The sequence below is a fragment of the Pseudomonas sp. CGJS7 genome, from assembly GCF_036961695.1.
This window is the reverse complement of the sequence record NZ_JBAMDI010000097.1, coordinates 1-25,715: the sequence shown is the minus strand read 5'-3', so window position 1 is coordinate 25,715 and position 25,715 is coordinate 1. Positions and strand designations below refer to the sequence as shown.

At 61.8% G+C, this 25,715-nt stretch carries 26 protein-coding genes and 6 tRNA genes; 15 read left to right on the top strand and 17 right to left on the bottom strand.

What is annotated here, in order from left to right:
• Position 1 precedes the first annotated feature (1 nt).
• The 9 genes from V7787_RS38155 to V7787_RS38115 form a co-directional block, all read right to left on the bottom strand.
• Positions 2 to 1,279, bottom strand: coding sequence for a Zn-dependent hydrolase (locus V7787_RS38155; protein WP_336092774.1), 1,278 nt, complete (start codon positions 1,277 to 1,279; stop codon positions 2 to 4).
• 152 nt (positions 1,280 to 1,431) lie between these two features.
• Positions 1,432 to 2,127: an ABC transporter ATP-binding protein gene (locus tag V7787_RS38150; RefSeq protein ID WP_020192256.1), complete on the bottom strand. Its 696-nt coding sequence runs from the start codon at positions 2,125 to 2,127 to the stop codon at positions 1,432 to 1,434.
• On the bottom strand, positions 2,127 to 2,879 hold the full coding sequence (locus V7787_RS38145) for an ABC transporter ATP-binding protein (RefSeq protein ID WP_010951882.1): 753 nt from the start codon (positions 2,877 to 2,879) through the stop codon (positions 2,127 to 2,129). The genes V7787_RS38150 and V7787_RS38145 overlap by 1 nt, the downstream gene beginning before the upstream one ends.
• A complete protein-coding gene (locus V7787_RS38140) occupies positions 2,879 to 3,898 on the bottom strand; it encodes a branched-chain amino acid ABC transporter permease (RefSeq protein ID WP_198747350.1) in 1,020 nt (339 codons plus the stop codon). The genes V7787_RS38145 and V7787_RS38140 overlap by 1 nt, the downstream gene beginning before the upstream one ends.
• Before the next feature lies 1 nt (position 3,899).
• Positions 3,900 to 4,760 carry a branched-chain amino acid ABC transporter permease gene (locus V7787_RS38135; RefSeq protein WP_266023721.1) on the bottom strand — a complete coding sequence of 287 codons (861 nt, stop codon included), beginning with the start codon at positions 4,758 to 4,760 and terminating at the stop codon, positions 3,900 to 3,902.
• Between the two features lie 65 nt (positions 4,761 to 4,825).
• Positions 4,826 to 6,028, bottom strand: a complete 1,203-nt coding sequence (locus V7787_RS38130; protein WP_003247562.1) for an ABC transporter substrate-binding protein — start codon at positions 6,026 to 6,028, stop codon at positions 4,826 to 4,828.
• A 90-nt stretch (positions 6,029 to 6,118) separates the two neighbouring features.
• Positions 6,119 to 6,883 carry a FadR/GntR family transcriptional regulator gene (locus V7787_RS38125; protein WP_020192253.1) on the bottom strand — a complete coding sequence of 255 codons (765 nt, stop codon included), beginning with the start codon at positions 6,881 to 6,883 and terminating at the stop codon, positions 6,119 to 6,121.
• Positions 6,884 to 7,150: 267 nt separating this feature from the next.
• Positions 7,151 to 7,381: a PP0621 family protein gene (locus V7787_RS38120; protein ID WP_014589594.1), complete on the bottom strand. Its 231-nt coding sequence runs from the start codon at positions 7,379 to 7,381 to the stop codon at positions 7,151 to 7,153.
• Positions 7,382 to 7,475: 94 nt separating this feature from the next.
• Positions 7,476 to 8,495, bottom strand: a complete 1,020-nt coding sequence (locus V7787_RS38115) for an outer membrane protein assembly factor BamD (RefSeq protein WP_003247556.1) — start codon at positions 8,493 to 8,495, stop codon at positions 7,476 to 7,478.
• 147 nt (positions 8,496 to 8,642) lie between these two features.
• On the opposite strand from V7787_RS38115, the gene rluD reads away from it, so the two are divergent.
• From rluD to V7787_RS38075, 8 genes are all read left to right on the top strand, one after another.
• Positions 8,643 to 9,605: a 23S rRNA pseudouridine(1911/1915/1917) synthase RluD gene (gene rluD / locus V7787_RS38110; protein ID WP_003247554.1), complete on the top strand. Its 963-nt coding sequence runs from the start codon at positions 8,643 to 8,645 to the stop codon at positions 9,603 to 9,605.
• Positions 9,602 to 10,342 carry a peptidoglycan editing factor PgeF gene (pgeF, locus tag V7787_RS38105; protein WP_010951886.1) on the top strand — a complete coding sequence of 247 codons (741 nt, stop codon included), beginning with the start codon at positions 9,602 to 9,604 and terminating at the stop codon, positions 10,340 to 10,342. Before rluD ends, pgeF begins: the two co-directional genes overlap by 4 nt.
• Positions 10,343 to 10,591: 249 nt before the next feature.
• The gene (gene clpB / locus V7787_RS38100; protein ID WP_010951887.1) at positions 10,592 to 13,156 is read left to right on the top strand and encodes an ATP-dependent chaperone ClpB; all 2,565 of its coding nucleotides are present in this window, start codon (positions 10,592 to 10,594) and stop codon (positions 13,154 to 13,156) included.
• Between the two features lie 362 nt (positions 13,157 to 13,518).
• A tRNA-Asn gene (locus tag V7787_RS38095) sits at positions 13,519 to 13,594 on the top strand.
• Between the two features lie 4 nt (positions 13,595 to 13,598).
• A tRNA-Pro gene (locus V7787_RS38090) sits at positions 13,599 to 13,675 on the top strand.
• 6 nt (positions 13,676 to 13,681) lie between these two features.
• Positions 13,682 to 13,757, top strand: a tRNA-Lys gene (locus V7787_RS38085).
• A gap of 47 nt (positions 13,758 to 13,804) precedes the next feature.
• Positions 13,805 to 13,881, top strand: a tRNA-Pro gene (locus V7787_RS38080).
• Between the two features lie 5 nt (positions 13,882 to 13,886).
• Positions 13,887 to 13,962: transfer RNA gene (locus tag V7787_RS38075), tRNA-Lys, on the top strand.
• A gap of 190 nt (positions 13,963 to 14,152) precedes the next feature.
• Here V7787_RS38075 and V7787_RS38070 read toward each other — a convergent pair.
• The 4 genes from V7787_RS38070 to V7787_RS38055 form a co-directional block, all read right to left on the bottom strand.
• Positions 14,153 to 15,448: an NAD(P)/FAD-dependent oxidoreductase gene (locus tag V7787_RS38070; protein WP_003247549.1), complete on the bottom strand. Its 1,296-nt coding sequence runs from the start codon at positions 15,446 to 15,448 to the stop codon at positions 14,153 to 14,155.
• An 84-nt stretch (positions 15,449 to 15,532) separates the two neighbouring features.
• The gene (locus V7787_RS38065) at positions 15,533 to 15,706 is read right to left on the bottom strand and encodes a DUF3094 domain-containing protein (protein ID WP_008091951.1); all 174 of its coding nucleotides are present in this window, start codon (positions 15,704 to 15,706) and stop codon (positions 15,533 to 15,535) included.
• Between the two features lie 132 nt (positions 15,707 to 15,838).
• The gene (locus V7787_RS38060; RefSeq protein WP_003247546.1) at positions 15,839 to 16,468 is read right to left on the bottom strand and encodes a DUF1780 domain-containing protein; all 630 of its coding nucleotides are present in this window, start codon (positions 16,466 to 16,468) and stop codon (positions 15,839 to 15,841) included.
• A gap of 55 nt (positions 16,469 to 16,523) precedes the next feature.
• Positions 16,524 to 16,955, bottom strand: a complete 432-nt coding sequence (locus tag V7787_RS38055; RefSeq protein ID WP_064492471.1) for a hypothetical protein — start codon at positions 16,953 to 16,955, stop codon at positions 16,524 to 16,526.
• Positions 16,956 to 17,041: 86 nt separating this feature from the next.
• Here V7787_RS38055 and V7787_RS38050 point away from each other — a divergent pair, with 86 nt between their 5' ends.
• Positions 17,042 to 17,749, top strand: a complete 708-nt coding sequence (locus V7787_RS38050) for an energy-coupling factor ABC transporter permease (RefSeq protein ID WP_020190540.1) — start codon at positions 17,042 to 17,044, stop codon at positions 17,747 to 17,749.
• Positions 17,750 to 17,942: 193 nt separating this feature from the next.
• Here the strand turns inward: V7787_RS38050 and yacG are convergent, their stop codons facing one another.
• The 4 genes from yacG to V7787_RS38030 are packed head-to-tail and all read right to left on the bottom strand — an operon-like array spanning position 17,943 to position 20,840.
• On the bottom strand, positions 17,943 to 18,143 hold the full coding sequence (gene yacG, locus V7787_RS38045; protein ID WP_010951889.1) for a DNA gyrase inhibitor YacG: 201 nt from the start codon (positions 18,141 to 18,143) through the stop codon (positions 17,943 to 17,945).
• Complete coding sequence (gene coaE, locus V7787_RS38040) at positions 18,140 to 18,763, bottom strand: dephospho-CoA kinase (protein ID WP_266023732.1); 624 nt, start codon at positions 18,761 to 18,763, stop codon at positions 18,140 to 18,142. Before coaE ends, yacG begins: the two co-directional genes overlap by 4 nt.
• On the bottom strand, positions 18,763 to 19,629 hold the full coding sequence (locus tag V7787_RS38035; protein ID WP_266023734.1) for a prepilin peptidase: 867 nt from the start codon (positions 19,627 to 19,629) through the stop codon (positions 18,763 to 18,765). The genes coaE and V7787_RS38035 overlap by 1 nt, the downstream gene beginning before the upstream one ends.
• A gap of 2 nt (positions 19,630 to 19,631) precedes the next feature.
• The gene (locus V7787_RS38030; protein WP_104886725.1) at positions 19,632 to 20,840 is read right to left on the bottom strand and encodes a type II secretion system F family protein; all 1,209 of its coding nucleotides are present in this window, start codon (positions 20,838 to 20,840) and stop codon (positions 19,632 to 19,634) included.
• A gap of 216 nt (positions 20,841 to 21,056) precedes the next feature.
• Between V7787_RS38030 and V7787_RS38025 the strand changes: the two genes are divergently transcribed.
• The 6 genes from V7787_RS38025 to V7787_RS38000 all read left to right on the top strand — a co-directional run bounded on the left by V7787_RS38025 (position 21,057) and on the right by V7787_RS38000 (position 25,223).
• The gene (locus V7787_RS38025; RefSeq protein ID WP_176685551.1) at positions 21,057 to 21,467 is read left to right on the top strand and encodes a pilin; all 411 of its coding nucleotides are present in this window, start codon (positions 21,057 to 21,059) and stop codon (positions 21,465 to 21,467) included.
• A 71-nt stretch (positions 21,468 to 21,538) separates the two neighbouring features.
• Positions 21,539 to 21,614: transfer RNA gene (locus V7787_RS38020), tRNA-Thr, on the top strand.
• A gap of 161 nt (positions 21,615 to 21,775) precedes the next feature.
• The gene (locus V7787_RS38015; RefSeq protein WP_336092773.1) at positions 21,776 to 23,071 is read left to right on the top strand and encodes a tyrosine-type recombinase/integrase; all 1,296 of its coding nucleotides are present in this window, start codon (positions 21,776 to 21,778) and stop codon (positions 23,069 to 23,071) included.
• A 289-nt stretch (positions 23,072 to 23,360) separates the two neighbouring features.
• Positions 23,361 to 24,317 carry a hypothetical protein gene (locus tag V7787_RS38010; RefSeq protein WP_336092772.1) on the top strand — a complete coding sequence of 319 codons (957 nt, stop codon included), beginning with the start codon at positions 23,361 to 23,363 and terminating at the stop codon, positions 24,315 to 24,317.
• A gap of 46 nt (positions 24,318 to 24,363) precedes the next feature.
• On the top strand, positions 24,364 to 24,633 hold the full coding sequence (locus tag V7787_RS38005) for a helix-turn-helix transcriptional regulator (protein ID WP_414933409.1): 270 nt from the start codon (positions 24,364 to 24,366) through the stop codon (positions 24,631 to 24,633).
• The gene (locus V7787_RS38000; protein WP_336092771.1) at positions 24,630 to 25,223 is read left to right on the top strand and encodes a hypothetical protein; all 594 of its coding nucleotides are present in this window, start codon (positions 24,630 to 24,632) and stop codon (positions 25,221 to 25,223) included. Before V7787_RS38005 ends, V7787_RS38000 begins: the two co-directional genes overlap by 4 nt.
• Positions 25,224 to 25,715: the final 492 nt, after the last annotated feature.

Here is a 25,715-nt window from a genome sequence, read left to right as displayed (position 1 = left end):
TTCAACGGGCTCCCGGGTTGGCGGCCTGGAACATGGCGCGCAACAGGACGTCGCAACCATCGGCCAGGTCCTGGGGCGCGGCATTTTCGATTTCGTTGTGGCTGATGCCGCCTTCGCATGGCACGAAGATCATCCCGGCCGGGCCCAGCTCGGCGAGGAAGATTGCATCGTGACCGGCGCCGCTGACGATATCCATGTGGCTCAGGCCCAGCGCACGCGCCCCCTGGCGCACGGCATCCACACACTGCTCGGCGAAGTACAGCGGCGGGAAGTCGGCTGTCGGGGTCAGCTGATAGCTCAGGCCATGTTTCACCGTGCTGGTTTCGATGGCTGCGCGCACTTCGCTGACCATGGCGTCGAGGTGCCCAGGGTCGAGGTGGCGCAGGTCGATGGTCATGTGTACCTGGCCGGGGATAACGTTGCGCGAACCTGGATGCAGGGTCAGGCAGCCGACCGTGCCGCAGGCATGTGGTTGGTGCGCGTGAGCGACGCGGTTGACCGCAGCCACCACTTCGGCTGCGCCGACCAATGCGTCCTTGCGCAGGTGCATGGGCGTGGGGCCGGCATGCGCCTCGACACCGGTCAGTACCAGGTCGAACCATTTCTGTCCCAGGCAGCCCTGGACCACGCCGATGGTGGTGCGTTGGTCTTCCAGCACCGGGCCTTGCTCGATATGTGCTTCGAAGTAGGCGCCCACGGCATGCCCGGTAGGCACGCGCGGGCCGGCGTAGCCGATGCGCTGCAATTCAGCGCCGACCGACAGACCTTGGTCATCGACCTTGTCCAGGGTTTCCTGCAGGCCGAACTTACCGGCAAACACGCCCGAGCCCATCATGCAGGGCGGGAAGCGCGAACCTTCTTCGTTGGTCCATACCACCACTTCCAGCGGGGCTTCGGTGGTCAGGTGCAGGTCGTTGAGCGTGCGCATCACTTCGAGGCCGGCCATGACGCCGTAGCAGCCATCGAACTTGCCGCCGGTGGGTTGGGTGTCGATGTGGCTGCCGGTCATAACCGGTGCCAGGGCAGGGTTGCGGCCGGGGCGGCGGGCGAAGATGTTGCCGATGGCGTCGATGCTGACGGTGCAGCCGGCTTCTTCGCACCAGCGCACGAACAGGTCGCGCGCCTGGCGGTCGAGGTCGGTCAGGGCCAGGCGGCATACGCCACCCTTGGCGGTGGCGCCGAGTTGGGCCAGGTCCATCAATGATTGCCACAGGCGCTCGCGGCTGATCAGAGGGCCTTGGCCGAGCAGGTGCTGCGAGGGATCGATGCGGGTGTTCATGGTTCATCTCTCCTGAAATTACTGGGTTGCTTGTACCGGCCTATTCGCGGGTGAACCCGCTCCTACAAAGGCCTCGCAGGGCTGAGGGTGGTGACACCTTTGTGGGCGCGGGTTTACCCGCGAAAGGGCCGGTACAGGTAAGCACGGTCGGGTCAGGCGCTAAGGGCCAGGTACCGGTTCTTGATGCTCGGGTCCTCGCGGAACTGCGCTGCACTGCCTTGGTAAGCGACGCGGCCCTGCTCCAGCACATAGTGGCGATCAGCAAGGGCATCGCAGACCATCAGGTTCTGCTCTACCAGCAGGATCGACAGCCCTTCGTCCTTGATCCGTCGCAGGATCTTCACCAGTTCGTCGACAATCACCGGGGCCAGGCCTTCGGTGGGCTCGTCGAGGATCAGCAGCCTGGGGCCGTTGAGCAGGGCGCGGGCGATAGCCAACATTTGCTGCTCGCCACCGGACAGGGCGAAACCACCGTTGCGGCGCCGCTCCTTCAGGCGCGGGAACATGCTGTACACGTCCTCCAGCTGCCACCGGCTGGCCTTGCGCACGGCAATCTTCAGGTTCTCCTCCACGCTGAGCTGGCGGAAAATGCCGCGGTGTTCCGGCACCAGAGCAATGCCGAGCCGGGCGATATCGAAAATTTCGCGGCCAACCAGTTGCTGGCCGTTGAAGCTGATCTGCCCCTGCCGTGGGCGGACGATGCCAAGGATGCTGCGCAAGGTGGTGGTCTTGCCTGCACCGTTGCGCCCCAGCAGCGTTACCAGTTCGCCTGCCTCGACCTTGAGCGAGACACCTTCGAGCACATGGCTCTTGTCGTAGTAGGAATGGATCGAATCGACGTTGAGCATCAGGCGGCCTCTCCAAGGTAGGCGGTGCGTACGCGCTCGTCGTTGCGCACCTGTTCAGGGGTACCCTCGACCAGGATCTGGCCGTGACTCATCACCGTGATGCGCTGGCTGATCGACATGACAATGCTCATGTTGTGCTCGATCAGTAGCACGGTATGGTCGCGGCCAAGATCGCTGATCAGGTCGGTCATCACCGGGATGTCGTCGATGCCCATGCCCGAAGTGGGTTCGTCGAGCATCAGCAGGGTGGGCTTGGCGCAGATCGACATGCCCACTTCCAGCACCCTTTGCTGGCCGTGCGACAGCTCGCCCGCCAGGGTTTCGGCACGGGCGCTCAGTTTCAGGCGCTCCAGCACCTGGTCGGCGGTGTTCCAGTGGCTGCGCTTGTGCTCGACGCTGCGCCAGAAGTTCAGCGCGCCCAGGCCATCACGGCCCTGGGCGGCCAGGCGCAGGTTCTCGCGCACTGAAAGGTTCTGGAACAGGCTGGTGAGCTGAAACGAGCGCGCCATGCCAAGCGCCACGCGCCCGTGGGACGGCTTGCGAATGATGTCCTGGCCATTGAACAGGATCTTGCCGGCCGTGGCCTGACGCTCGCCGGTCAGGCAGTGGAACAGGCTGGTCTTGCCGGCGCCGTTGGGGCCGATGATGGTGTGGATGGTGCCGGCTCGCACTTTGAGGTCAACACCCGCGACCGCCTTGAACGGCCCGTAGGCCAGCTCCAGGTGGCGGGTTTCCAGGAGGTAGTCGCTCATCACAGGGTCTCCTTGGTCTTGGCCTGGGGTTTGTCATCGGCATTGCGGGTGGCCAGCAGGCGCTTGCCCAGTTCGGTCAGGCCGCCCCACAGGCCGCCACGCATGAACACCACCACCAGAATCAGGATCACCCCCAGCAGCATCAGCCAGCGTGGCCAAAGCTCCGACAGCACGTCACCCAGCAGCACGATGGCGCCGGCCCCCAGCAGCGAGCCGAACAGTGAGCCGGTGCCGCCGACGATGGTCATGATCAGGATGTTCTCGCTCATCATCAGGTCGATGTTCGACAGCGGCGCAAAGTGCAGCAGCATGGCGTACAGCGCCCCGGCGATGCCGGTGATGGCGCCCGACAGCATGAACACAAGTATCTTGAAATGGCGGGTGTCGTAGCCGATGGCGGCGGCGCGGGTCTCGTTCTCGCGGATAGCCAGCAGGGTGCTGCCGAATGGCGAACGGATCACCCGCAGGGCTGCGGCGAAGATCAACAGGAACAGCACCGCGACGAACACATAGAAGTGCCGCGGATCGGCCAGGTCGACCAGCACATGGCCGGCGACTTCGATATTCGGCCGTGGCACATCAAGCAGGCCGTTGTCACCGCCGGTCCAGCCGCTGAGGGTATAGGCCAGGAAGTAGGCCATCTGGCTGAAAGCCAGGGTCAGCATGACGAAGTAGATGCCCGTGCGACGGATCGCCAGTGCGCCCACCAGCAGCGCGAGGAGGGCGCCGAACACAGCTGCGCCAAGCAGCGCGGCGAACATGCCCCACTGCAGGTGGATCATCAGCAGCGCTGCGCCATAGGCGCCCACGCCAAAGAAGATGCCTTGGCCGAACGACAGCAGTCCGGTGTAGCCGAGCAGCAGGTTGCAGGCCAGTGCGGCCATGGCAAAGATCAGGATCTCGGTGGCCAGGGTGGCCGAGGGCAGCAACAGCGGCAGCGCCACCAGGCTGGCAACTACCAGCGACAGCAGCGCCGGGGCGCGGCCCTTGGCGACTGGCAATGGGTTTTTCTCGCTCATCTCAGGCTCTCCCGAACAGGCCGTAGGGACGGACCAGAATCACTGCTGCCATGGCGCCGTAGATCATCAGGCTGGCGCCTTGCGGCCAGAGACTGGTCATCATGCTTTGCACCACACCCACCAGCAGGCCGCCAACCAGCGCCCCGCCGAACGACCCCATGCCGCCAATCACCACCACCACGAAGGCAATGCCGAGGATTTCCGGGCCGACGAAGGGCTGGGCGCCCCGTAGCGGCGCAAACAGCACACCCGCCACACCCGCCAGGCCCACGCCCAGGGCGAATGTCAGGGAGAACAGGCGGAAAATGTTGGTGCCCAACAGCGACACGGTTTCGGTGCTTTCGCTACCGGCCCGCACCAGTGCGCCGAAACGGGTGCGTTCCAGCAGCAGCCACAGGCCAGTACCGATCAGCGCTGCGAAGCCGATCAGGAACAAGCGGTAGTAGGGGTAGATGAAGTCGCCGAGTATCAGCACCCCACGCAGTTCGGGTGGCACGGCAATGTTCTTGCCCACCGGGCCCCAGATCAGCACCGACGCTTCCTGGATTATCAGCGCGATGCCGAGGGTGACGAGGATCTGGAAGGTGTGCGGCAGGTGGTAGATGCGTTTGATCAACAGGCGCTCGACCGCCCAGGCCAGCGCGGCCACCACCAGTGGCGCAATCAGCAGCGCCAGCCAGAAGTTGCCGGTGACGGCCACGGCGGTGTAGCACAGGTAGGCGCCCAGCAAGAAAAACGCGCCGTGGGCGAAGTTGACGAAGTTCAGCAGGCCGAAAATGATCGTTAGGCCTACGGCGATGAGGAAGTAGATCATCCCCAGGCCCAGGCCGTTGAGCAGTTGGAACAGGTACAAATCGAGCATGAGCGTGCCCTCGACAGCGCGCCGGGCGGCTGCCTGTACAAGTGTTTGTGACTAACGCCGCAGCTTCAGGCCAGGGCGCAACCGGTGTGATCGACCTCGACGAACGAGCGGCCCGAACTGATGACTTCGGCCAGGTCGTCCTCGTCGCGCATCTGCCCCTGGGGCTTGCCGCGCAGCAGGTAGTAGTCCTTGAGCACCTGGTGGTCACCCGGGCGGATCAGTTCTTCGCCGGTCGGGCCCTGGAAGCGCATGCCCTGCAATGCCGCAGACACGGCGGCCCCGTCCAGGCTGCCGGCCTTGACGATGGCTTCGAGCATCACCTTGGTGCCGATGTAGTCGGCGGCCAGCGGATAGTTGGGGTTGATGCCATAGGCCTTGCGGGTGGCGGCGACCAACTGTTTGTTCAGCGGGGTGTCGACCTGGTGCCAGTACTGCGCACCCAGGTACACGCCCTCGAGCACGTCGCTGCCCAGCTCCTGGAACTGGTCGAGGCCGGCAGACCACACCATCAGCACTTTCATGCGGTCCTTGATGCCGAAGTTGACCGCCTGGCGCAGGGCGTTGGAGGCCTGGCTACCGAAGTTGAGCAACACCAGCACGTCGGGCTTGGCGGCGATGGCGTTGGTCAGGTAGCCGGAGAACTCCTGCTCCTGCAGCGAGTGGTAGCTGTTGCCGATGTGTTCCACGCCGAGCTCGGCGAACACTTTGCGGGCGTTGTCCAGCAGGGCATCGCCGAATACATATTGCGGGGTGATGGTGTACCAGCGCTTGGCCTGGGGCAGCTGGCGGCTCATCGGCACCAGTGTTTCGCGGATGGCACCATAGGTGGGCACCGACCAGCGGAAGGTTGAGGCATTGCAGTCCTTGCCGGTGATTTCGTCGGCGCCCACAGGCGTCATGAACACGCCGCCGGCTTTGTGGATTTCCTTGGACACCGCCAGTGCCGAAGACGACAGGGTGCACCCCTGGAAGAAGCGTGCGCCATCCTGGCCGATGGCTTCCTGCACCTTGCGCACTGCCTTGCCGGCGTTGCCTTCGGTGTCGATGACTTTGTACTTGAGCGGGTGGCCGAGCAACTGTGGGTGCTCGGCGATGGCCAGGCGCGAGCCCATGTCGGCGTACTTGCCGTAGCTGGCGAAGGCGCCCGACATGGACTTGAGCCCATAGAAGGTCAGCGGTTGGTCGGCGAATGCCCGGTGTGCCCCCAAGGGGAGGCTACCTAAGGCACCCAGGGCAAGGCCTGCCTTGAGCAGGGTACGTCTTTGCATGAGTAACTCCTTGTTTGTGGTTATTAGGCAGGAGTGGCAATGACAAAGCGGGTACGGCCGGGCCTGTGTGCAGGCCTCTTTACAGGCGCATCAGTGGTGGTGATCGAACTCCAGCAGGAAGTTACGGGCAACCTCGCCTTCCAGCGCGGTCATGTGGTGCTCGGCGTCGCACATGTGTTCGTGCATCAGCCGGCGTACGGCGGGTTCGTCGCTGGCGCGCAAGGCGGTCAGCAGTTGCTTGTGGTAGTCGATGTTGGCGGCGGCGAACTGCTGGCGCTTGGGCAGGTAGGCCTTTTTCAGCACCACCAGGTCGCGCAGCAGGTCGTTGAGGAACACCGCCATGAAACGCAGCAACGGGTTGGGGCAGCGGTTGGCCAGCAGGGTGTGGAATTCAAGCTCCGCCAGGCGCTGTTCGCGCTGGCCTTCTTCGCTGTCTTCCGGCGCGCTGCAGAAGTCGATGTTGGCCTGCAGTGCGGCGTAATCGGCTTCGCTCAGCTTGCCCATCACCGACACCGCCAGTTCTACCTCGATGACTTTGCGCAGCTGGTACACCTGTTCGCCGTCCAGGTGCTGAAAGTGCAGGTAGTTGCGCAGTGCGCGGCTGGCTGGCTCGGTGCCCACTTCGTTCAGGTAGGCGCCCCCGGTCGGGCCGGTGCGGGTGCTGACCAGGCCTTCTACTTCGAGCGCCTTGAGGGCTTCGCGGGCGGTGCCCTTGGAACATTCGAAATGCTCCATCAGCTCCCGCTCGGTGGGCAGGCGGTCGCCAGGGTGCAGCGCTTCGGTGACGATCGAGCGCTTGACTGATTCGACGATCACATCGGACAGCTTCTGGCGCTTGCGTTTGGGTTTGAGCATTTCGCTATTTTTCATATTTATGCGGATAAATAGGATTTAGCGAATTTTGGCCGGATGGGTCAATGCTGGTGGTGGGGGAGGGGTCGTAAATGGTGTGAAAGGGTCGGGGAGGGATATGTGGAACACGAAATTGCAGATAAAAACTGTGGGAGCGGGCGTGCCCGCGAACACCGGCGAAGCCGGTGCCATACACCGTGGTGCCTGCTTCGCGGGCAAGCCCGCTCCCACAGATTTCGAATTGGTTTCAGGATTGAACAGACATCGTGTTCAGCCTTGGTGGCCAGGGCCCTGCTGCAGGTGGGCCTGGCTGCAATACCACTCATTGCCCTGCTGCAGCGCCCGGTCGTTGGGCAGGTGCACGCCGCAATGGGCACAGCGCACCATCTTCAGCGGCGCATCCAGCTTCGCTTCGGGGTGCGACTGCTGGCTGACTTTGTACTTGCGCCACAGCCAGAACGCGGCGGCGATCAGGGCGATCCAGAAAAGTAGGCGAACCATGATGTCCAGCTTGTCGATTGAAGAAGCCGACAGTCTAGGACGCGGCCAATAAAAAAGGGAGGCCCAAGGCCTCCCTTTCATTCACCGCTGAAGGTCAGTCGAACAGACCAAAGGTCATGTAGCTGAACCAGGAACGGTCTTTCTCGGCTTCTTTCGGGCCTTCCGGCACGATTGGGTCGCCGTTCTCGTCTTTAGGCAGCAGCTCTCGCGGCATCTCGTCGCGCGCGTCCTGGAACTGCTTGACCACGTCCTGGTTGGCGCGGGTTTCGCCTGGCGGCAGCGGGGTTTCGGTTTCGATCAGGCCCAAGGTGGCCTTGGACAGCCAGCCGCGGCCGTCAGACTCGGTCTGCTTGGGCTGGAACTCGCCATCGACCAGGCTCGGGTGGTCTGGGTAGTTGAGCTTGAGGGTTTCCAGGCTCGTGGCGGCCAGTTCGTCCAGGTGCAGCTTCTGGTACGACTCGACCATCACCGCCAGGCCGTCACCGACAGACGGGGTTTCCTGGAAGTTTTCGACCACGTAGCGGCCACGGTTGGCAGCCGCTACATAAGCCTGGCGGCTCAGGTAGTAGTCGGCCACGTGGATTTCGTACGAAGCCAGCAGGTTGCGCAGGTAGATCATGCGCTGCTTGGCGTCTGGCGCGTAGCGGCTGTTGGGGAAGCGGCTGGTCAGCTGGGCGAACTCGTTGTACGAGTCGCGGGCGGCGCCCGGGTCACGTTTGGTCATGTCCAGCGGCAGGAAGCGCGCCAGCAGGCCACGGTCCTGGTCGAACGAGGTCAGGCCCTTGAGGTAGTAGGCGTAATCGACGTTCGGGTGCTGCGGGTGCAGGCGGATGAAGCGCTCGGCGGCCGACTTGGCGGCCTCGGGCTCGGAATTCTTGTAGTTGGCGTAGATCAGCTCGAGCTGCGCCTGATCGGCATAGCGGCCGAACGGGTAGCGCGACTCCAGGGCCTTGAGCTTGTTCACGGCGCTGGTGTAGCTGGAGTTATCCAGATCAGCCTGGGCCTGCTGGTACAGTTCGGCCTCGCTGAGGTTCTCGTCAATGACCTCTTTATTAGAGGAACAGGCCGCGGTAAGCCCGAGGATGGCGATCAGCAGCAGGTGTTTCACTCGCATGGCGGCTTGCGTCCCTTTGACGGCCGCTGTCTTGGGCGGTGCCGTCCTGTTATGATGAGCGCCCCGGCCAACCCCGGGACAAAAGAAGCCGTATTTAACCACAAGCTCGCAGCCGAAACCAAAGGCTGTGCGCCCGCCGAATCGAGCATGTCCGAGATCATTCAACTTAGCGCAGAGGTACCGTCCGAACTGGGCGGCCAACGCCTCGACCAGGTCGCCGCCCAATTGTTCGCCGAGTACTCGCGTTCGCGGCTAACTTCGTGGATCAAAGAGGGCCGCCTGACGGTCGATGGTGCAGTCGTGCGCCCTCGAGACCTTGTTCATGGTGGCTCTCTGCTTGCCCTGGAGGCCGAACAAGAGGCCCAGGGCGAGTGGATCGCAGAAGATATCGAACTGGATATCGTCTACGAAGACGACCACATCCTGGTGATCAACAAGCCTGCCGGGCTGGTTGTGCACCCGGCGGCCGGGCATGCCAGCGGCACCCTGCTCAACGCGCTGCTGCACCATGTGCCAGACATCGTCAACGTGCCGCGCGCCGGTATCGTGCACCGTCTGGACAAGGACACCACCGGCCTGATGGTGGTGGCCAAGACCCTGCAGGCGCAGACCAAGCTGGTCGAGCAGATGCAGGCCCGCAAGGTCAGCCGCATCTACGAGTGCATCGTGATTGGCGTGGTGACTGCCGGTGGCAAGATCGACGCGCCCATCGGCCGCCACGGCGGCATGCGCCAGCGCATGGCTGTAACTGACGGCGGCAAGCCGGCGGTCAGCCACTACCGCGTACTCAAGCGCTTCCGCTCGCACACCCATGTGCGGGTCAAGCTGGAAACCGGCCGTACCCACCAGATTCGCGTGCACATGGCCCACGTGGGTTTCCCACTGGTTGGTGACCAGACGTACGGCGGGCGCTTCCGTATTCCGCCCGCTGCCAGCCCGACCATGGTCGAGGCGGTCAAGACTTTCCCGCGCCAGGCGCTGCATGCGCGTTTCCTCGCCTTGGCCCACCCGATTACCGGTGAAGTCATGAAGTGGGAATCGCCACTGCCGGATGACTTCGTCTGGTTGCTGTCGCTGCTGAACCAGGACCGCGAGAGCTTCATCGGATGAGTGACCTGACGCAGGCGTTGCTGTTCCCCGACTGGCCGGCCCCGGCTTCGGTCCGCGCCTGTGTCACCACCCGTCAGGGCGGCGTCAGCCTGCCGCCCTATGAAACCTTCAACCTCGGCGACCATGTTGGGGATGACCCTGCCGCGGTCGCCGAGAACCGCCGCCGCCTGAGCGAACAGTTCACCATCCAACCGGCCTGGCTCAAGCAGGTGCATGGGCGGGTGGTGGCGGATGCCGACCCGACCGTGGTGGCCGAGGCCGATGCCAGCTGGACCCGCCAGCCTGGTATTGCCTGCACCGTGATGACCGCCGATTGCCTGCCTGCGCTGTTCTGCGACCGTGCCGGCACCCGCGTGGCGGCGGCGCATGCGGGCTGGCGCGGGCTGGCGGGTGGCGTGCTGGAAGCCACGCTGGACCGGCTGGCGCTGCCGCCAGAAGAGGTGCTGGTGTGGTTGGGGCCTGCCATCGGCCCGCAAGCGTTCGAAGTGGGGCTGGAAGTGCGTGATGCCTTTACCGCCGTGCACCCGCAAGCAGCTCGGGCATTCGTCGACGGCGAACGGCCAGGCAAGCTGTTGGCGGATATCTATGAGCTGGCGCGTATTCGCCTGGCTGCCCGTGGCGTGACTGCTGTTTATGGCGGTGGCTTGTGCACGGTCAGTGATGCGCGGTTCTTCTCCTATCGCCGTACCCCGCAGGGTGGGCGTTTTGCATCGTTGGTCTGGCTGGACCCGCGCTAGTCTGTACCGGCCTCTTCGCGGGCACGCCCGCTCCCACAAAAATTCCGCAAACGTTGAAACTGGTGGTGTACCTGTGGGGGCGAGCATGCCCGCGAATGGGCCCCGTTAATCCAACAGGTTGACTTTGGTCAACCCCGCTACGCTTGAATCTTCCAGAATCAGCCTTATCTATAAAGTCATCTCAGGCAGGTTTCTTTATAAACAGGCGCTGTCCATCGCTCCGACCTGCCCTTTAAAGGAAGGTACACCATGCGAATAGACCGTTTAACCAGCAAGCTGCAACTTGCAATATCCGATGCCCAGTCTTTGGCCGTTGGCATGGACCACCCTGCCATCGAGCCCGTGCACCTGTTACAGGCGCTGCTCGAACAGCAGGGTGGCTCCATCAAACCGCTGCTGATGCAGGTAGGCTTCGACATCAATGGCCTGCGCCAGGGGCTGGTGAAAGAACTCGACCAACTGCCGAAAATACAGAACCCTACCGGCGACGTGAACATGTCGCAGGACTTGGCACGCCTGCTTAACCAGGCAGACCGCCTGGCGCAGCAGAAGGGCGACCAGTTCATTTCCAGCGAGCTGGTGCTGTTGGCCGCCATGGACGAAAACAGCAAGCTCGGCAAGCTGCTGCTGAGCCAGGGCGTGAGCAAGAAAGCGCTGGAAAATGCCATCAACAACCTGCGTGGCGGCGCGGCAGTGAATGACGCCAACGCCGAGGAATCGCGCCAGGCGCTGGACAAATACACCGTCGACCTGACCAAGCGTGCCGAAGAGGGCAAGCTGGACCCGGTCATTGGCCGTGACGATGAAATCCGCCGCACAGTGCAGGTGCTGCAACGCCGTACCAAGAACAACCCGGTGCTGATCGGTGAGCCCGGCGTGGGTAAAACCGCCATCGCCGAAGGCCTGGCCCAGCGCATCATCAATGGTGAAGTGCCCGACGGCCTCAAAGGCAAGCGCCTGTTGGCGCTGGACATGGGCGCGCTGATTGCCGGTGCCAAGTACCGCGGTGAGTTCGAAGAGCGCTTGAAAAGCCTGCTGAACGAACTGTCCAAGCAGGAAGGCCAGATCATCCTGTTCATCGACGAACTGCACACCATGGTCGGCGCCGGCAAAGGCGAGGGCGCCATGGACGCCGGCAACATGCTCAAGCCGGCCCTGGCCCGCGGCGAGCTGCATTGCGTAGGTGCCACCACGCTGAACGAGTACCGCCAGTTCATCGAAAAGGACGCCGCCCTGGAGCGCCGCTTCCAGAAGGTGCTGGTCGAGGAGCCGAGCGAGGAAGACACCATCGCCATCCTGCGTGGCCTGAAAGAGCGCTATGAAGTGCACCACAAGGTGGCCATCACCGACGGTGCAATCATCGCTGCGGCCAAGCTCAGCCACCGCTACATTACTGACCGCCAGCTGCCGGACAAGGCCATTGACCTGATCGACGAAGCGGCCAGCCGCATCCGCATGGAGATTGACTCCAAGCCGGAAGTGCTCGACCGCCTTGATCGCCGCCTGATCCAGCTGAAGGTGGAGTCGCAGGCGCTGAAGAAAGAAGAAGACGAAGCGGCGAAAAAGCGCCTGGAGAAGCTGACCGAGGAAATCGAGCGGCTGGAGCGTGAGTATTCCGACCTGGAAGAAATCTGGGCTTCGGAGAAAGCTGAAGTGCAGGGCTCGGCGCAGATCCAGCAAAAGATCGAGCAGTCTCGCCAGGAGCTGGAAGCCGCCCGTCGCAAAGGCGACCTGAACCGCATGGCCGAACTGCAGTACGGGGTGATCCCGGACCTGGAGCGCAGCCTGCAGATGGTCGACCAGCACGGCAAGACCGACAACCAGTTGCTGCGCAACAAGGTCACCGAGGAAGAAATTGCCGAAGTGGTGTCGAAGTGGACCGGCATTCCTGTGGCCAAGATGCTCGAAGGCGAGCGTGAGAAGCTGCTGAAAATGGAAGAGCTGCTGCACCAGCGCGTGATTGGCCAGAGCGAGGCGGTAACCGCCGTAGCCAACGCCGTACGCCGCTCGCGTGCCGGGTTGTCTGACCCGAACCGGCCAAGTGGTTCGTTCCTGTTCCTCGGCCCGACTGGTGTGGGCAAGACCGAACTGTGCAAGGCGCTGGCCGAGTTCCTGTTCGACACCGAAGAGGCGATGGTGCGCATCGACATGTCCGAATTCATGGAGAAGCACTCCGTCGCGCGCCTGATCGGTGCACCACCAGGCTATGTAGGGTATGAAGAGGGCGGTTACCTGACCGAGGCCGTGCGGCGCAAGCCTTACTCGGTGGTGCTGCTGGACGAGGTGGAAAAAGCCCACCCGGATGTGTTCAACGTACTGTTGCAGGTGCTGGAAGACGGCCGCCTGACCGACAGCCACGGGCGCACCGTGGACTTCCGCAACACCGTGATCGTGATGACCTCCAACCTGGGCTCGGCGCAGATTCAGGAACTGGTGGGTGACCGCGAGGCACAGCGTGCGGCAGTGATGGATGCGGTGGGGGCACACTTCCGTCCGGAGTTCATCAACCGCATCGACGAAGTGGTGGTGTTCGAGCCTTTGGGCCGCGAGCAGATTGCCGGTATTACCGAAATCCAGCTCGGCCGCCTGCGCAGCCGCCTGCTGGAGCGCGAACTGTCGCTGAGCCTGAGCCCAGAGGCGTTGGACAAGCTGATTGCCGTGGGTTACGACCCGGTGTACGGCGCGCGGCCGCTGAAGCGGGCGATCCAGCGCTGGATCGAGAACCCGCTGGCGCAGCTGATTCTGGCCGGCAAGTTCCTGCCCGGTACGGCGATCACCGCCAAGGTGGAAGGCGACGAAATCGTCTTCGGCTGATTGTGTTGCACCATGAGCCCCGCGTTTGCGGGGCTTTTTTTACCCGTTGCCAATGCCGGCACAGCCCAGCTATTTCGGGCCTTTGCGCCAACCCGGGGTAACCGCCTGAAATTTTTGAAATTTTTGCTTGCATCAAATTTAGAGTGCCCCTAATATACGCCGCGTTGTCAGGCACTAAGCGAATCACCAGCAACATCGGTGATCGCAAAACAACTTACAAATCAGTAAGTTGAATGAAAAAAAGTGGTTGACAAGCAAAACGAAGAATGTAGAATAGCCGGCCTCAGCAGCGACAACGCGAAAGCGAAGAAGCTAAAGAGTCCGAAGCGAACACAGTCTTCGGAGTTGTACCGAAGTTCAGTTCCGCGATAGCTCAGTCGGTAGAGCAAATGACTGTTAATCATTGGGTCCCTGGTTCGAGTCCAGGTCGCGGAGCCAATCTCGGGGTGTAGCGCAGTCCGGTAGCGCGCCTGCTTTGGGAGCAGGATGTCAGGAGTTCGAATCCCCTCACCCCGACCATTTTCCGGGTCGTTAGCTCAGTTGGTAGAGCAGTTGGCTTTTAACCAATTGGTCGTAGGTTCGAATCCTACACGACCCACCATGTAGAAAAGGGCATCTCCAAAGAGATGCCCTTTTTTTTGAAACACTCGGGGTGTAGCGCAGTCCGGTAGCGCGCCTGCTTTGGGAGCAGGATGTCAGGAGTTCGAATCCCCTCACCCCGACCATTTTTGGGTCGTTAGCTCAGTTGGTAGAGCAGTTGGCTTTTAACCAATTGGTCGTAGGTTCGAATCCTACACGACCCACCATGAACAAAGGGCATCTCGCATGAGATGCCCTTTTTCTTTTGCCCCGAAAAATGCGCCCATCGGTGCAATCCCACCTGCATCTATTTGCCACACCGCCCCTTTGTAGGAGCGGGTTCACCCGCGAATACGGCAGCGCAGCCACCATCGCATTCACAGGTAAACCCGCGCCTACAGGGCATGGGGGCGCCTGTCAGTGCAACTTCAGGCGCGGCTCGGTACCCCGGCCAATCTTGCTACCCAGCATCATCAACGCCGTGCGGAAGAACCCGTACAGCGCCATCTGGTGCATGCGGTACAGCGACACATAGAACATCCGCGCCAGCCAGCCTTCCAGCTTCACGCTGCCCATCAGGTTACCCATCAGGTTGCCCACCGCCGAGAAGCGCGACAGCGACACCAGCGAGCCATAGTCCTTGTACTCGTACGTCGGCAGGGCCTTGTTCTCCAGGCGCGCCTTCAGGCTTTGCGCCAGCATCGAAGCCTGCTGGTGCGCCGCCTGTGCGCGCGGCGGCACGTTGCGGTCGCTGCCAGGTTGCGGGCAGGCGGCGCAGTCACCGAAGGCGAAGATGTTGTCGTCGCGGGTGGTTTGCAGGGTAGGGCGCACGACCAGCTGGTTGATGCGGTTGGTTTCCAGGCCATCGATGTCCTTGAGGAAACCAGGCGCGCGGATACCGGCTGCCCACACCTTCAGGCTGGCCTGGATCACTTCACCGTCCTTGGTTTTCAGGCCGTCCTCGGTCACTTCACTGACTGCGGCGTTGGTCATCACCTTCACCCCGAGTTTTTCCAGGGTTTTGTGAACCGGTACGCTGATGCGCTCCGGCAGCGCCGGCAGAACGCGCGGGCCCGCCTCGATAAGGGTGATGTGCATGTCCTTGGGCTGGATGCGGTCCAGGCCATAGGCCGCCAGCTCGTGGGCAGCGTGGTGCAGCTCGGCCGCCAGCTCTACACCGGTGGCACCGGCGCCGACAATGGCTACGCTGATTTTCTCGCTGGCCACGTCGCCGGCGTGGGCACGCAGGTAGTGGTTGAGCAGTTGCTGGTGGAAACGCTCGGCCTGCTTGCGGGTATCCAGGAACAGGCAGTGCTGCGCTGCGCCCAGGGTGCCGAAGTCGTTGGTGTTGGAGCCCACGGCAATCACCAGGGTGTCGTAGCCCAAGGTGCGCGCAGGCAGCAGCTCGCGGCCCTCTTCGTCGAGGGTGGCAGCCAGTTGAATCTGCTTGCCTTCACGGTCCAGGCCGCTCATGCGCCCCAGCTGGAAATTGAAGTGGTTCCACTTGGCCTGAGCCACGTAGTTCAGTTCGTCTTCCGAGGAGTTCAGCGAGCCGGCGGCCACTTCGTGCAGCAGTGGCTTCCAGATGTGCGTGAGGTTGGTGTCGACCAGGGTGATTTCGGCCTGCTTGCGCTTGCCCAGGCTTTTACCCAGGCGGGTCGCCAGTTCCAGGCCGCCGGCGCCGCCGCCGACAATCACGATGCGATGAGTCATGGGAATATCTCATAAGGTTTACGGAATTCGTGGCCCTGGGGGCCGGCCGCAAACTGCACGAGGGGAGGGCGAGCGCGAAGCAGCTCATAGCACCAGTCCACTCAGCAGGCGGCTGATCAGACCCAACCCGATGGTCACGGCCAGCACCAGCACAAGGAGCAGCCACGGCCGGAAGGGCCTGCGCTCGACTTGGTGCTGGGGGGCTCGCAGATACTCATCGACACGACGCTGATCTTCCGGGTTCAGGCGACTGGTCATGGTGGGCCTCGTCAGGTAGACGTTTGTGACTGCGCAAACGCTACAGCGTTCGCGCAGGCGCTTGAAACAAATGATAATGCTTTCTATCCCTGGCGCCGAGTGTACGCCATCGCAAACAGTCGCTGCACTGGATCAAAGACTGATGCCTACGTCGAAGACGATGCTGCGGCCCAGGTTGCCGCGCAGGAAATCCGGCGCATCGGGGTGGGCAAACAGTACCCGGGCAAAGGTTGGCCCGACCAGCGACAGCGAACGCCAGCCTTGGCGCAGGTATTCGGTAGGCGGCGGGAAGTGGGTGTTGAGGTCGAGCACTTCGCGCTTGAGGCTGGAGAACGCGATGATGTCCAGCTCGTTCAGCTCCAGCCCGCGTTCCCGGTAATTGTGCGCCTTCTTGCGCAAGGTGGGCGCCAGGCGCCCCAGCAGTTCGGTGGCACTGATGCGCCGTGGGCGTGCTTCGCGGCGTACCAGCTGCGCCAGGGAAAACGCACTGCGTCGCCGCTGCAGCTCCTCGCGCCATTCATCGTTCAGCCGGCGGCCCTCGTCGAGCACGAAAAACACCTCGAAGGCGGCGTCGCGGAACAGCACGTCTGGTGGCTCCTGTCCCGCCGGGGTGAAGTCCTCGCTGCGGTAGGGAATGTTCAGCCCCTGCAACAGGCGCTGGCACACCCAACGCTCCCGCTCCCACTTACGGGCGTTGGAGAGAAAGGCATTGGCTTGTTCGGCCTGGATGGTAAGCAGGCGCAGGTAGTCTGAGTCATCCATGCAGACAAGCTTAGCCGCTAATCGATGACGGTAAGATGCTGTTTAAGCGTGAGAATCAGCCCAGCACTGGCCACTGCTGCACCAGCCCGACCAGATGTACCACGCCAAAGCCCAGGCAGATCAGCGAACTGACCACGATAAAACGCTGCGAACGCCCGGTGCCCGCCAGCAATACTGGCCCCAGCAGACCGCGTAGCAAGTACACCAGGGTGATCAGGCAAATGACTGGCAGCAGCAAGGGCAGCCGCCCGATCGCCCCGGCAGCCGACAGCGCATAGGCCGACCAGGCCAGCAACACGCAGGCGATGGCGGCAGTAATCAGCGCCGGGTAGCAGCGGCCCTTCTCGGCGGCCACCGCCATGCGCTCACCGGCCCCGAACAATCGGTACCAACGCGGCCCCACGGCGATGATGGCCAGGTGAATTACGCCGATGATGGCGTTGAGTGCCGCTGCCAGTAGCAGGGCGGGGTTGGTTCCTTCCTGCATGACCAATGCTTCCTGCATCGAATGGAAGCGTCAGCCTACCGCAGCCGAAGGAATGGGAGAATGGGTGTAGACTCGGTTTTATCCACATGGCCGCAAAGGGTATTGTTCAGGTGATCAGCGCGCAGGTGTTATCCGGCACCACCCTTACCCTTGGCTGGCTGGGTTATGTGCCGTTGCTGATCTGGGCGGTCAGCCGGGTTCGCTGGGTTGAACTGTTTACCGACCGGCGCCGCCAGCATTTGCTGTTTGGCACGGTGTTCTGCCTGTTTGCGCTGTGGCTGGTGCGGCGCGACTTTGATACCGGTGTGTCGTACCACTTTATTGGCATGACGGCGGTCACCCTGTTGCTGGACTGGCCGCTGGCGGTGCTGGGTGGGTTCATGGCCCAGCTCGGCTTGCTGGCGCTGGGGCGTCAGGACCTGGCGGCGCTGGGGGTGAATGGTTTGTTGCTGGTTGGCTTGCCGGTGCTGATTACCGAGGTGTGCGCGCTATTGGTGGAGCGTGCCCAGCCCCGAAACCTGTTTGTTTACATCTTTTGTTCGGGTTTTTTTCCGGCAGCGCTGACTGTGCTGATTTGCGTCCCCGCAGCGCTAGGGGTGTTGTGGCTGGACGGGCGTTTTGCCCTGCCGGAGTGGCTCAGCGACTTTGTTGGCTACCTGTGGCTGATGATGTTCCCCGAGGCGTTCATCAACGGCATGGTGATCAGTGCGCTGGTGGTGTTTTGCCCCGAGTGGCTGGAAACCTTCAACCGCACACGGTATCTGCAGGCGCCCTGGAAGGAAGATGAGCGGTGAATGTGTGGTGGCTGTGCCGGCCTCTTCGGGGGTAATGCACAGCACTCAGCGGTTGCACTCTCACTGTGGGAGCGGGCATGCCCGCGAACACGGGCGAAGCCCGTGCCATCCACTGCGCCGCCTGCTTCGCGGGCTTGCCCGCTCCCACAGGTACCGCGCGGGTTGTGGGCCCGCGTTGTATTTGTGGATCAGCTCAATGCCGCGGCTCCAGGTCCCCCGAATACAGCTCATCTTCGGACTCTTCCGACCCCGCAATCTTGTGCTCCTCGGCTGCCCAGGCGCCCAGGTCGATCAGCTTGCAACGGTCCGAACAAAACGGTCGGAACGCGTTTTTTTCGCTCCATTCCACAGGCGCGCCGCAAGTTGGGCAATCGACGGTTAATGGCTGGCTCATGGCTGGCCTCCTTTCAAAGTCAGGTAAAAGTGGTGCAGGCGGTCAATCTGCTCATGCAGCGCGGCCAGGTCGCCGTCGTTGACCACCACATCATCGGCATGGCGCAGGCGATCCTCACGGGCCAACTGCGCCTGCAAAATGGCCTGCACGTGCTCGGCACTGGTGTTGTCCCGCGCCAGGGTACGGGCTATTTGCAGGTCCTGCGGCGCATCGATCACCAGCACACGTTGGGTCTTGTGGTGCTGGCCCGATTCGATCAGCAGCGGCGACACATAGACTGCATAAGGCGACTGCGCCTTGGCCAGATAGCTGAAAATCTCCTGACCGATCAGCGGGTGCAGCAGTTGTTCCAGCCATTTGCGTTGCGCCGGGTCGGCGAAAATCAGCTGGCGCAGGGCGGCGCGATCGAGCTGGCCGTCGCCCTGCAGCACGCCCGGGCCGAAGCGCTCGACGATGCTGGCCAGGGCCGGGCGGCCAGGTTCGACAACCCAGCGCGCCGCCTGGTCGGCATCGACCAGGTGCACGCCAAGCTCGACAAAGCGCTCGGCAGCGGCGCTTTTGCCGCTACCAATGCCGCCGGTCAGGCCGAGAATCCAGGGGGTAAAGGCCGCAGTGGTCATCAGTATCCAAGCAGTTGCATGTATGAGGCGTATATTTCATCACCCCAGAGCACGGCAATCCACCCCGCAATTGCCAGATAAGGGCCAAACGGGATTGCCGTGCCCAAGGCATGCCGGCGAAAACGCAGCAGGCACAGGCCAACAAGCGCCCCCACCACCGACGACAACAGCAGCGTCAACGGCAGCACCTGCCAACCCCCCCACGCCCCGATCAGCGCCATCAGCTTGAAATCGCCATAGCCCATGCCTTCCTTGCCGGTGACCAGCCTGAACACCCAGTACACCGTCCACAGGCTGAGGTACCCGGCCACTGCGCCCCACAGTGCGTCGGCCAGGGGCACATGGATGCCAAAGGCATTGACGATCAGCCCTAGCCACATGGTCGGCAGCACCAGCACATCCGGCAGCAGCTGGTGGTCCGCATCGATCAGGCTCAGCGCCAGCAGGCACCAGGTCAGCGGCAACGCCAGCAACGCCTCTACCGAAGCGCCGAAGCGCCAGGCCACTACCAGCGACAGCAGCGCGCTGGCCACTTCCACTACCGGGTAACGCAGGCTGATGCGGTTTTTGCAGGACGAACAGCGCCCGCCCAAGGCCAGGTAGCTGATGACTGGAATGTTCTCCCACGCACGAATCCGGTGCGCGCAGTGTGGGCACCGGGAGGCGGGCAGGCACAGGTCGAAACGCGCGTGCTGCGTGGTCGGCAGCCCCAATACCTCTTGCGCCTCACGCTGCCATTGCCGCTCCAGCATGATCGGCAGGCGATACACCAGCACATTGATAAAACTGCCCACCAGCAGGCCGAGCACCGTGGCGAAAGTAAGGAAGTACGCTGGCTGTTCAGCCAGCAAAGCCCATAAAGTCATGTTCAGATCAAACTACCCAACTGGAAGATCGGCAGGTACATCGCCACCACCAGGCCACCCACCAGCAAGCCCAGGATCAGCACGATGGCCGGCTCCAGCAGGCTGGTCAACTGGTCCAGCGCCTGGCTGACCTGTTCCTCGTAATGGCTGGCGGCTTTTTCCAGCATCTGGTCCAGCGTGCCGCTGGATTCACCGATGGCCGTCAACTGCACCAGCAAGGGGGGAAACAGCGGTTCACCGGCCATCGCCTGATTCAGCCCTTGTCCATTGGCCATGCCTTGGCGCAGCCGCAACACCGCCTGTTCGTGCAGGTCGCCACCCGTTACCCGCGCCACCGTCCCCAGCGCATCCAGCAACGGCACCCCGGCGCCGTAGGACGTTGCCAGGCTGCGCGCAAACCGCGCCAGCGCGGCCTGCCCCAGCAACTTGCCAAACACGGGCAAGCCCAGCACCCGCCGAGATATCCACAGGCGCGCTGGCGCGTGCTGCCGGTAAAGCTGGCGCACGGCAACACCCAGCACCAAGCCCATCACCAGCAGCAGCGGCGCAAACCGGCTCAGCCCTGTGGACAAGTTGATCACCCATTGGGTAAATGCCGGCAACGCCGCGCCCATGCCCGAGAACATGCTCTCGAATTTAGGAATCACCTCCAGCAACAAGATTGCCGACACCCCCAGCCCGGTCAGCAACAGCAGCAGCGGGTAGATCATCGCCTTGCGCACCTTCTTGTGCAGCACCCGACGCTGTTCCAGCATGCCGGCCAGCTGCTCCAGCTGCCGGTCGAGCGTACCGGACTGTTCGCCCACCCGTACCAGGTTGCAATACAGCGCATCGAACCATGCCGGGTGACGCTGCAATGCATCCGCCAACCCCAGGCCCGAGGCCACATCCTGTTTCAATCTTTCCAGCAACGCCGCCTGCGCCGCATCGCAACCACTGCGGCCCATCACCTCGAACGCCTGCAGCAGCGGCACCCCGGCCTTGAGCAACGTCGCCAACTGCCGGCTGAACCCCGCCGGGTCAGCCTTTTCGCGCCGCTTTGGCAAGCTGAACGCCAGCCCGCTGGCCGGCCGCAAACTCGCCACCGTGATGCCCTGGCGAATCAGCCCGGCGCGCACATAAGCCGGGCTGCGCCCGGGTGTTTGGCCGCTGACCGGCGTGCCGTTGGCGTCGGTGCCGTGCCAGCGGTAGAGAAGTGAAGATGAAGTCATGCAAAGGTCCTTGTTCAGCCCTGGCGACAAGCCTGGAAACAGCTTGCCGCGTCCATGCAAGGGCACGCGTCCGTGATGCTCACTAGAGTAGTTCAGCGAAGATGACGCCCGTGCGGGCAGGGGTGACAAAAGGTGTCTGTTCAGGCCTACTGCGCCGCTGCCGGTTGGGGCGCAACTGACCTCAATGTGTAAGCGAATCAAAAAGGAACTACGTTCATGAAAGGGCAACGCGGTATCACCCTGATCGAACTGATGATCGTCGTCGCGATCATCGGCATTCTGGCGACCATCGCCTTACCGATGTACACCAACCACCAGGCACGCTCCAAGGCTGCGGCCGGGTTGCTGGAGATCAGCGCGCTGAAGACGGCGATGGATCTGCGGCTGAATGATGGAAAGGATGTAGCGGATGTCGCCGCCCTGGGTGGCCAGCCGGCGACGGCGCATTGTGCGATCACGGCGAGCGGCAAGGCTGCGGATGGTAGCGGCAGCATTGTCTGCACCCTGGTGGATGCGCCGGCCAACGTGCTGGGCAAGGCCCTGACCCTGACGCGTTCGGCTAGCGGCTGGGCGTGCACGACCGACATCGAGGAAGACCTGGCGCCCAAAGGGTGCAAGGGGGCTTGAGGGCAGGGCAATAAACCAGTGGAAACAGGGGTTTGCGTTACGGGTGTGAGCAGTGGTACGTTGCGCTACACGCCGGTGTAGCTCAGTCGGTAGAGCAGCGCACTCGTAACGCGAAGGTCGCAGGTTCGATTCCTGTCTCCGGCACCAGAGACCAGTTTCCAGAAGTCTATGACTGTCTACGAAACGCCCCGCAAAGCCCGCCTAGTGCGGGCTTTGTTGTTTCTGTCTGTCTCTTTTTGTCTCTGGGCATCTACGCGATTTAGGGATATGGTTAGGGATATCTCGGTTCGACAAGGAAACGTATCCCTATGGCGCGCACAGTGGTGCCTCTCACCGATCCCAAATGTGATGCGGCCAAGCCTCGGGAGAAGGATTACAAGCTGTTCGATGGCAAAGGCCTCTACCTGCTGGTGAAGCCGTCAGGGGTCAAGACCTGGCGTATGAAGTACACCAAACCTGATGGCCGTGATGGTTTAGCTACGTTTGGCAACTATCCGGCGCTCGGCTTGAAAGCGGCCAGGGAGCGACGCGCTCAGGCGCTTGAGCTTCTTGCTGCTGGGAAAGACCCCATCGAGCAGGCGCGCTTGGACAAACAGGAAGCGGCTAACGCCCGGGCGAATACATTCCGTTTGCTCGCTCAGGAATGGCACGCGGCCTGCGCTCGTAAGTGGACACCTGGTCATGCCTCCACCGTGTGGCGGCGCATTGAATCCCACCTGTTGCCCACTCTCGGTGATCGTCCGGTCGCGGAGCTCAAAACACGGGATCTGCTAGTTCCGCTGAAAGCGGCGGAAAAGCGGGATACCTTGGATACGGCAGCACGCCTACGCCAGTACATGACGGGCATCCTCCGCATGGCGGTTCAGCATGGCCATCTGGATTTCAACCCTGCGATAGATCTGCAAGGCGCCACGGCTACCCGCAAAACAGCGCACCGGCCTGCTTTGCCATTTGAGCGCTTACCTGAGCTTCTCCAGCGGATAGAAGCCGACAGCGGGCGCGGCCTGACCAAGCTCGCGGTGCAGCTGACCTTGCTGGTGTTTATCCGCTCTAGTGAGCTCCGATTCGCTCGCTGGGGTGAGATCGACATGGGGAGGTTGATGTGGGAAATCCCTGGTGAGCGAGCGCCTATCGAGGGCGTAAAGAACTCCCATCGCGGCTCGAAGATGAGCACACCACACTTGGTTCCGCTCAGTCGCCAGTCAGTTAGTGTCTTGGAGCGAATCCGCGATCTCACCGGCCGATTCGACTTGGTATTTGCAGGTGATCACCATCACTGGAAACCCATGAGCGAAAACACCGTCAACAAGGCCCTTCGACGCATGGGGTATGACACGAAGTCAGAGGTCTGCGGCCACGGTTTCAGGACAATGGCTTGTTCAGCACTAGTTGAGTCGGGGTTGTGGAGTAAAGACGCGGTCGAACGACAGATGAGCCATCAGGAGCGAAACACGGTGCGCGCAGCGTATATCCACAAAGCAGAACACATTCAGGAGCGAAGGCTCATGGTGCAGTGGTGGGCAGATTATTTAGACGCCAATCGAATGGAAGCGATCACCCCGTACGATTTTGCCCACCGAGATGCTGTAGCGAGCGACGTTTGAGATTTCAAACAACGCATGAGGCATCGAGAGCCAGCGATACGTTACGGTCGTCAATACTCGTGGATCGTAGCCACCAATTGGGGTGTTTCATGTGCAACTCGTGTTTCGGGGCTGGTGGAGCCGTTGAAAATCCTAGCCTCCGGACTGGTAACACATCGCTGGCCCACGCGGACAAGCAGGTGTATCAAAGCTATATGGTGTTTCGCACCACTGTTGCCTGTCGGTCCTGTCGGCAGCTTAGCGATCATCTATCGCGCAGGCTCATTTTTCGATCAAGGGGGCGTGGGGTGTGATCTGGTCCGAAAATGAGGTGGAGCAATTCACGTTCGAGCTTGCGAATACTGACATCAGTAGCCTGCTCGATGAGATCCAGATGATGGAGGATGCTGTAGCGGAAGTTGCACTTTTCCCTGAGTTTCGTGAGCACTTTCGCCAGGCATTTGATGTGATAAACGAGGCAGCTTCATATTGGCTCGAGGAAGGCTTGGGGTATTCCAATCAAGCAAGGCGGGTAATCCATGAGACGTTCAGGCAGCGAGATCTCATTTACGAGCGATTGTGCTATGCCCAGTCGTTTTCGCTGCCGGATGTAGTGCGTCAGGTGCTAGGTCAAGTTGAAGCTATTTCTAGCTCTCGAATGGCGGCGAGCTACGCCTTCGCGCAAGCGCTGGACGCTGTTCAGGTGCTGGCTGACTGGTTGGTGAATGTTGAGCTCAATGTGTACGACATCAACCCTGACTTAGCCGAATTCCTAAGGCTGAATGATCCCGAATTTTTTCACACCATGGTTGAGCGCCAACGCCGCACCCAACCGGGCAGGGAAGCTGAGGTCAGAGAGACCTTTGCCCAGTGGGTGGTTGAATCGGAAAAGGTTTTGATGCTTGCTGACCTTCATCGCCAGTCTGAAGTCGCGTTGAGCTCTGGGACGCTTCAGGCAGGTAGTTTTTTTCCAACGATGATCGACAAAATCTACACCGTGAAAAGCTCCGAGAGGGCGCGCTTGGCTGGCAAGGGGAACAGTCGGCCAGGTACCGCTACTCAAGATGGAAAGGCGAAGAAGCGGGAGCTCACTCGGGCCGCCGTTGAGCGTATCAAGAAGTCCTATCCTGAAATTGAACCTAAGGCACTGCTGTCCAGGTTGGTCGGCATAGAGGGAATCGGAACGCGCGACACGATAAGGGAAAATCTCAGAGCGCTGGGAGAGTACGGCCCGAGGAAAAAAAGAAAAACGAGCGGACCGTGTTGATTCGTTTTTGAGTTTTTAGTCTGTGCCTGTCTCTGTAGATATAGGCATGACTATGACCTCTCCCTCCGCAGCAAACACCCTCCATTCTGGGCGCGACCCGCACACCACACTGATACGCATCACTGAAGTGATGGCCATTGTCGGGTTGGCCCGCCCCACGATCTACAAGCTGATGCAGCAAGCCGAGAGTGGCTTTCCGCTGCCGGTGAAGCTGAGCAACAGCACCGCCCGGGGTGCCCCGGTAGCCTGGGTTCTTTCCGAGGTTCAAGCATGGACGCGTAGCCGCATTCAGGCTCGTGACCGGGTGGCAGCATGAGCGTGCGCCATTATCACTTCACTGGCCCATTCCATGATCCATATGGCGCAGCGTTCTGCCTCTACAAGCATGGGGATGTCAACTGGCGCCACAGGATCATTGCTGGAGTGAGTTGGAACGGCCAGTCCCAAGAGGCGTTCTTTTTCAACCCAGATGGCCTAGCCATTCCGCTGCGCGCGAACCCTTGGGAAATGCCCGCGTTCATGCGCAAGCATGGAATCCGTCGCGAGTTCTCCACCATCGTGGGTGAGGGGCCATTCGCAATGGACAAACGGCGGCGTTTGGGCCTCACAGCAATTCAACTGGCTGAATGGGTAACCTACTGGTTCACCGATGAGAGTTACCTCTATTCGAATGATGCTGAGGTTTGGGAGGGCTGGGTAGCGAACGATCTGGAGGTGGAGCAGGCCACCAGCGAACAAAGTCATGCGTTTGGACGAGACCAGACAGACCTGGATACTTTCGTAACTGAGTGCGTTGCAAAGCGTGAAGAGTGGCTCGCCGAGGAGTACCGCCGACGGTGCAGGGAAGATGCGAGGATCTTCGCCTGGCTGAAAGGCGAAGCACCTCCACTGACATCCGGCAACTGACCGCTCCGGCCCGCACCGCTCAAACGAAAACGCCCCCGGCGGCTACCGAGGGCGTTGAGGTAAGTCTTCATGCCCGCTCAATCTAATCTTGCATTCGCGCTTATGCAAGTAAGTGCACCTGTTGCGCTTCTGATCACTCACGTTTACTCTGTAGTCGTCGCTGCAAATTCAGCGACCGACCTTGGCCGGTCGAACTACTCAAGGCGCACAAGCGCCCACCATACGATTGCAGGCGCTTTTTTTGTGCCCGCAGTTTCGTGTTATGGCGGCTGTGCGTGGGACACCTTCGGGTGTGCCGGGTGCCTTGAGTCCCGGTCGGCCAACCCGCGTACAGCCGTCACCATTCCTTGCTTGGCCGCAAGCGGTGATGGCTCCTCAACTCAAGGAGCAACACCCAGTGCACGCCCTCCGTCCGTCCAAAATTCGCGCCGCTGCCCATCGGGCATTGGCTCTCGCCGCTCTTCACGCCGACTCCAGCCTTCGCACTCGTCT

Coding starts and splice junctions, on each gene's coding strand:
- V7787_RS38135 (WP_266023721.1), bottom strand. CDS start 4,760: ATGCTCGATTTGTACCTGTTCCAACTGCTCAACGGCCTGGGCCTGGGG.
- V7787_RS38150 (WP_020192256.1), bottom strand. CDS start 2,127: ATGCTCAACGTCGATTCGATCCATTCCTACTACGACAAGAGCCATGTG.
- rluD (WP_003247554.1), top strand. CDS start 8,643: ATGTCCGAGATCATTCAACTTAGCGCAGAGGTACCGTCCGAACTGGGC.
- V7787_RS38050 (WP_020190540.1), top strand. CDS start 17,042: ATGGCCGCAAAGGGTATTGTTCAGGTGATCAGCGCGCAGGTGTTATCC.
- V7787_RS38030 (WP_104886725.1), bottom strand. CDS start 20,840: ATGACTTCATCTTCACTTCTCTACCGCTGGCACGGCACCGACGCCAAC.
- V7787_RS38070 (WP_003247549.1), bottom strand. CDS start 15,448: ATGACTCATCGCATCGTGATTGTCGGCGGCGGCGCCGGCGGCCTGGAA.
- V7787_RS38140 (WP_198747350.1), bottom strand. CDS start 3,898: ATGAGCGAGAAAAACCCATTGCCAGTCGCCAAGGGCCGCGCCCCGGCG.
- V7787_RS38000 (WP_336092771.1), top strand. CDS start 24,630: ATGAGCGTGCGCCATTATCACTTCACTGGCCCATTCCATGATCCATAT.
- V7787_RS38060 (WP_003247546.1), bottom strand. CDS start 16,468: ATGGATGACTCAGACTACCTGCGCCTGCTTACCATCCAGGCCGAACAA.
- V7787_RS38035 (WP_266023734.1), bottom strand. CDS start 19,629: ATGACTTTATGGGCTTTGCTGGCTGAACAGCCAGCGTACTTCCTTACT.
- clpB (WP_010951887.1), top strand. CDS start 10,592: ATGCGAATAGACCGTTTAACCAGCAAGCTGCAACTTGCAATATCCGAT.
- V7787_RS38025 (WP_176685551.1), top strand. CDS start 21,057: ATGAAAGGGCAACGCGGTATCACCCTGATCGAACTGATGATCGTCGTC.
- V7787_RS38130 (WP_003247562.1), bottom strand. CDS start 6,028: ATGCAAAGACGTACCCTGCTCAAGGCAGGCCTTGCCCTGGGTGCCTTA.
- V7787_RS38055 (WP_064492471.1), bottom strand. CDS start 16,955: ATGCAGGAAGGAACCAACCCCGCCCTGCTACTGGCAGCGGCACTCAAC.
- V7787_RS38005 (WP_414933409.1), top strand. CDS start 24,364: ATGACTATGACCTCTCCCTCCGCAGCAAACACCCTCCATTCTGGGCGC.
- V7787_RS38125 (WP_020192253.1), bottom strand. CDS start 6,883: ATGCTCAAACCCAAACGCAAGCGCCAGAAGCTGTCCGATGTGATCGTC.
- coaE (WP_266023732.1), bottom strand. CDS start 18,763: ATGACCACTGCGGCCTTTACCCCCTGGATTCTCGGCCTGACCGGCGGC.
- V7787_RS38145 (WP_010951882.1), bottom strand. CDS start 2,879: ATGAGCGACTACCTCCTGGAAACCCGCCACCTGGAGCTGGCCTACGGG.
- pgeF (WP_010951886.1), top strand. CDS start 9,602: ATGAGTGACCTGACGCAGGCGTTGCTGTTCCCCGACTGGCCGGCCCCG.
- V7787_RS38115 (WP_003247556.1), bottom strand. CDS start 8,495: ATGCGAGTGAAACACCTGCTGCTGATCGCCATCCTCGGGCTTACCGCG.
- yacG (WP_010951889.1), bottom strand. CDS start 18,143: ATGAGCCAGCCATTAACCGTCGATTGCCCAACTTGCGGCGCGCCTGTG.
- V7787_RS38065 (WP_008091951.1), bottom strand. CDS start 15,706: ATGACCAGTCGCCTGAACCCGGAAGATCAGCGTCGTGTCGATGAGTAT.
- V7787_RS38120 (WP_014589594.1), bottom strand. CDS start 7,381: ATGGTTCGCCTACTTTTCTGGATCGCCCTGATCGCCGCCGCGTTCTGG.
- V7787_RS38015 (WP_336092773.1), top strand. CDS start 21,776: ATGGCGCGCACAGTGGTGCCTCTCACCGATCCCAAATGTGATGCGGCC.
- V7787_RS38155 (WP_336092774.1), bottom strand. CDS start 1,279: ATGAACACCCGCATCGATCCCTCGCAGCACCTGCTCGGCCAAGGCCCT.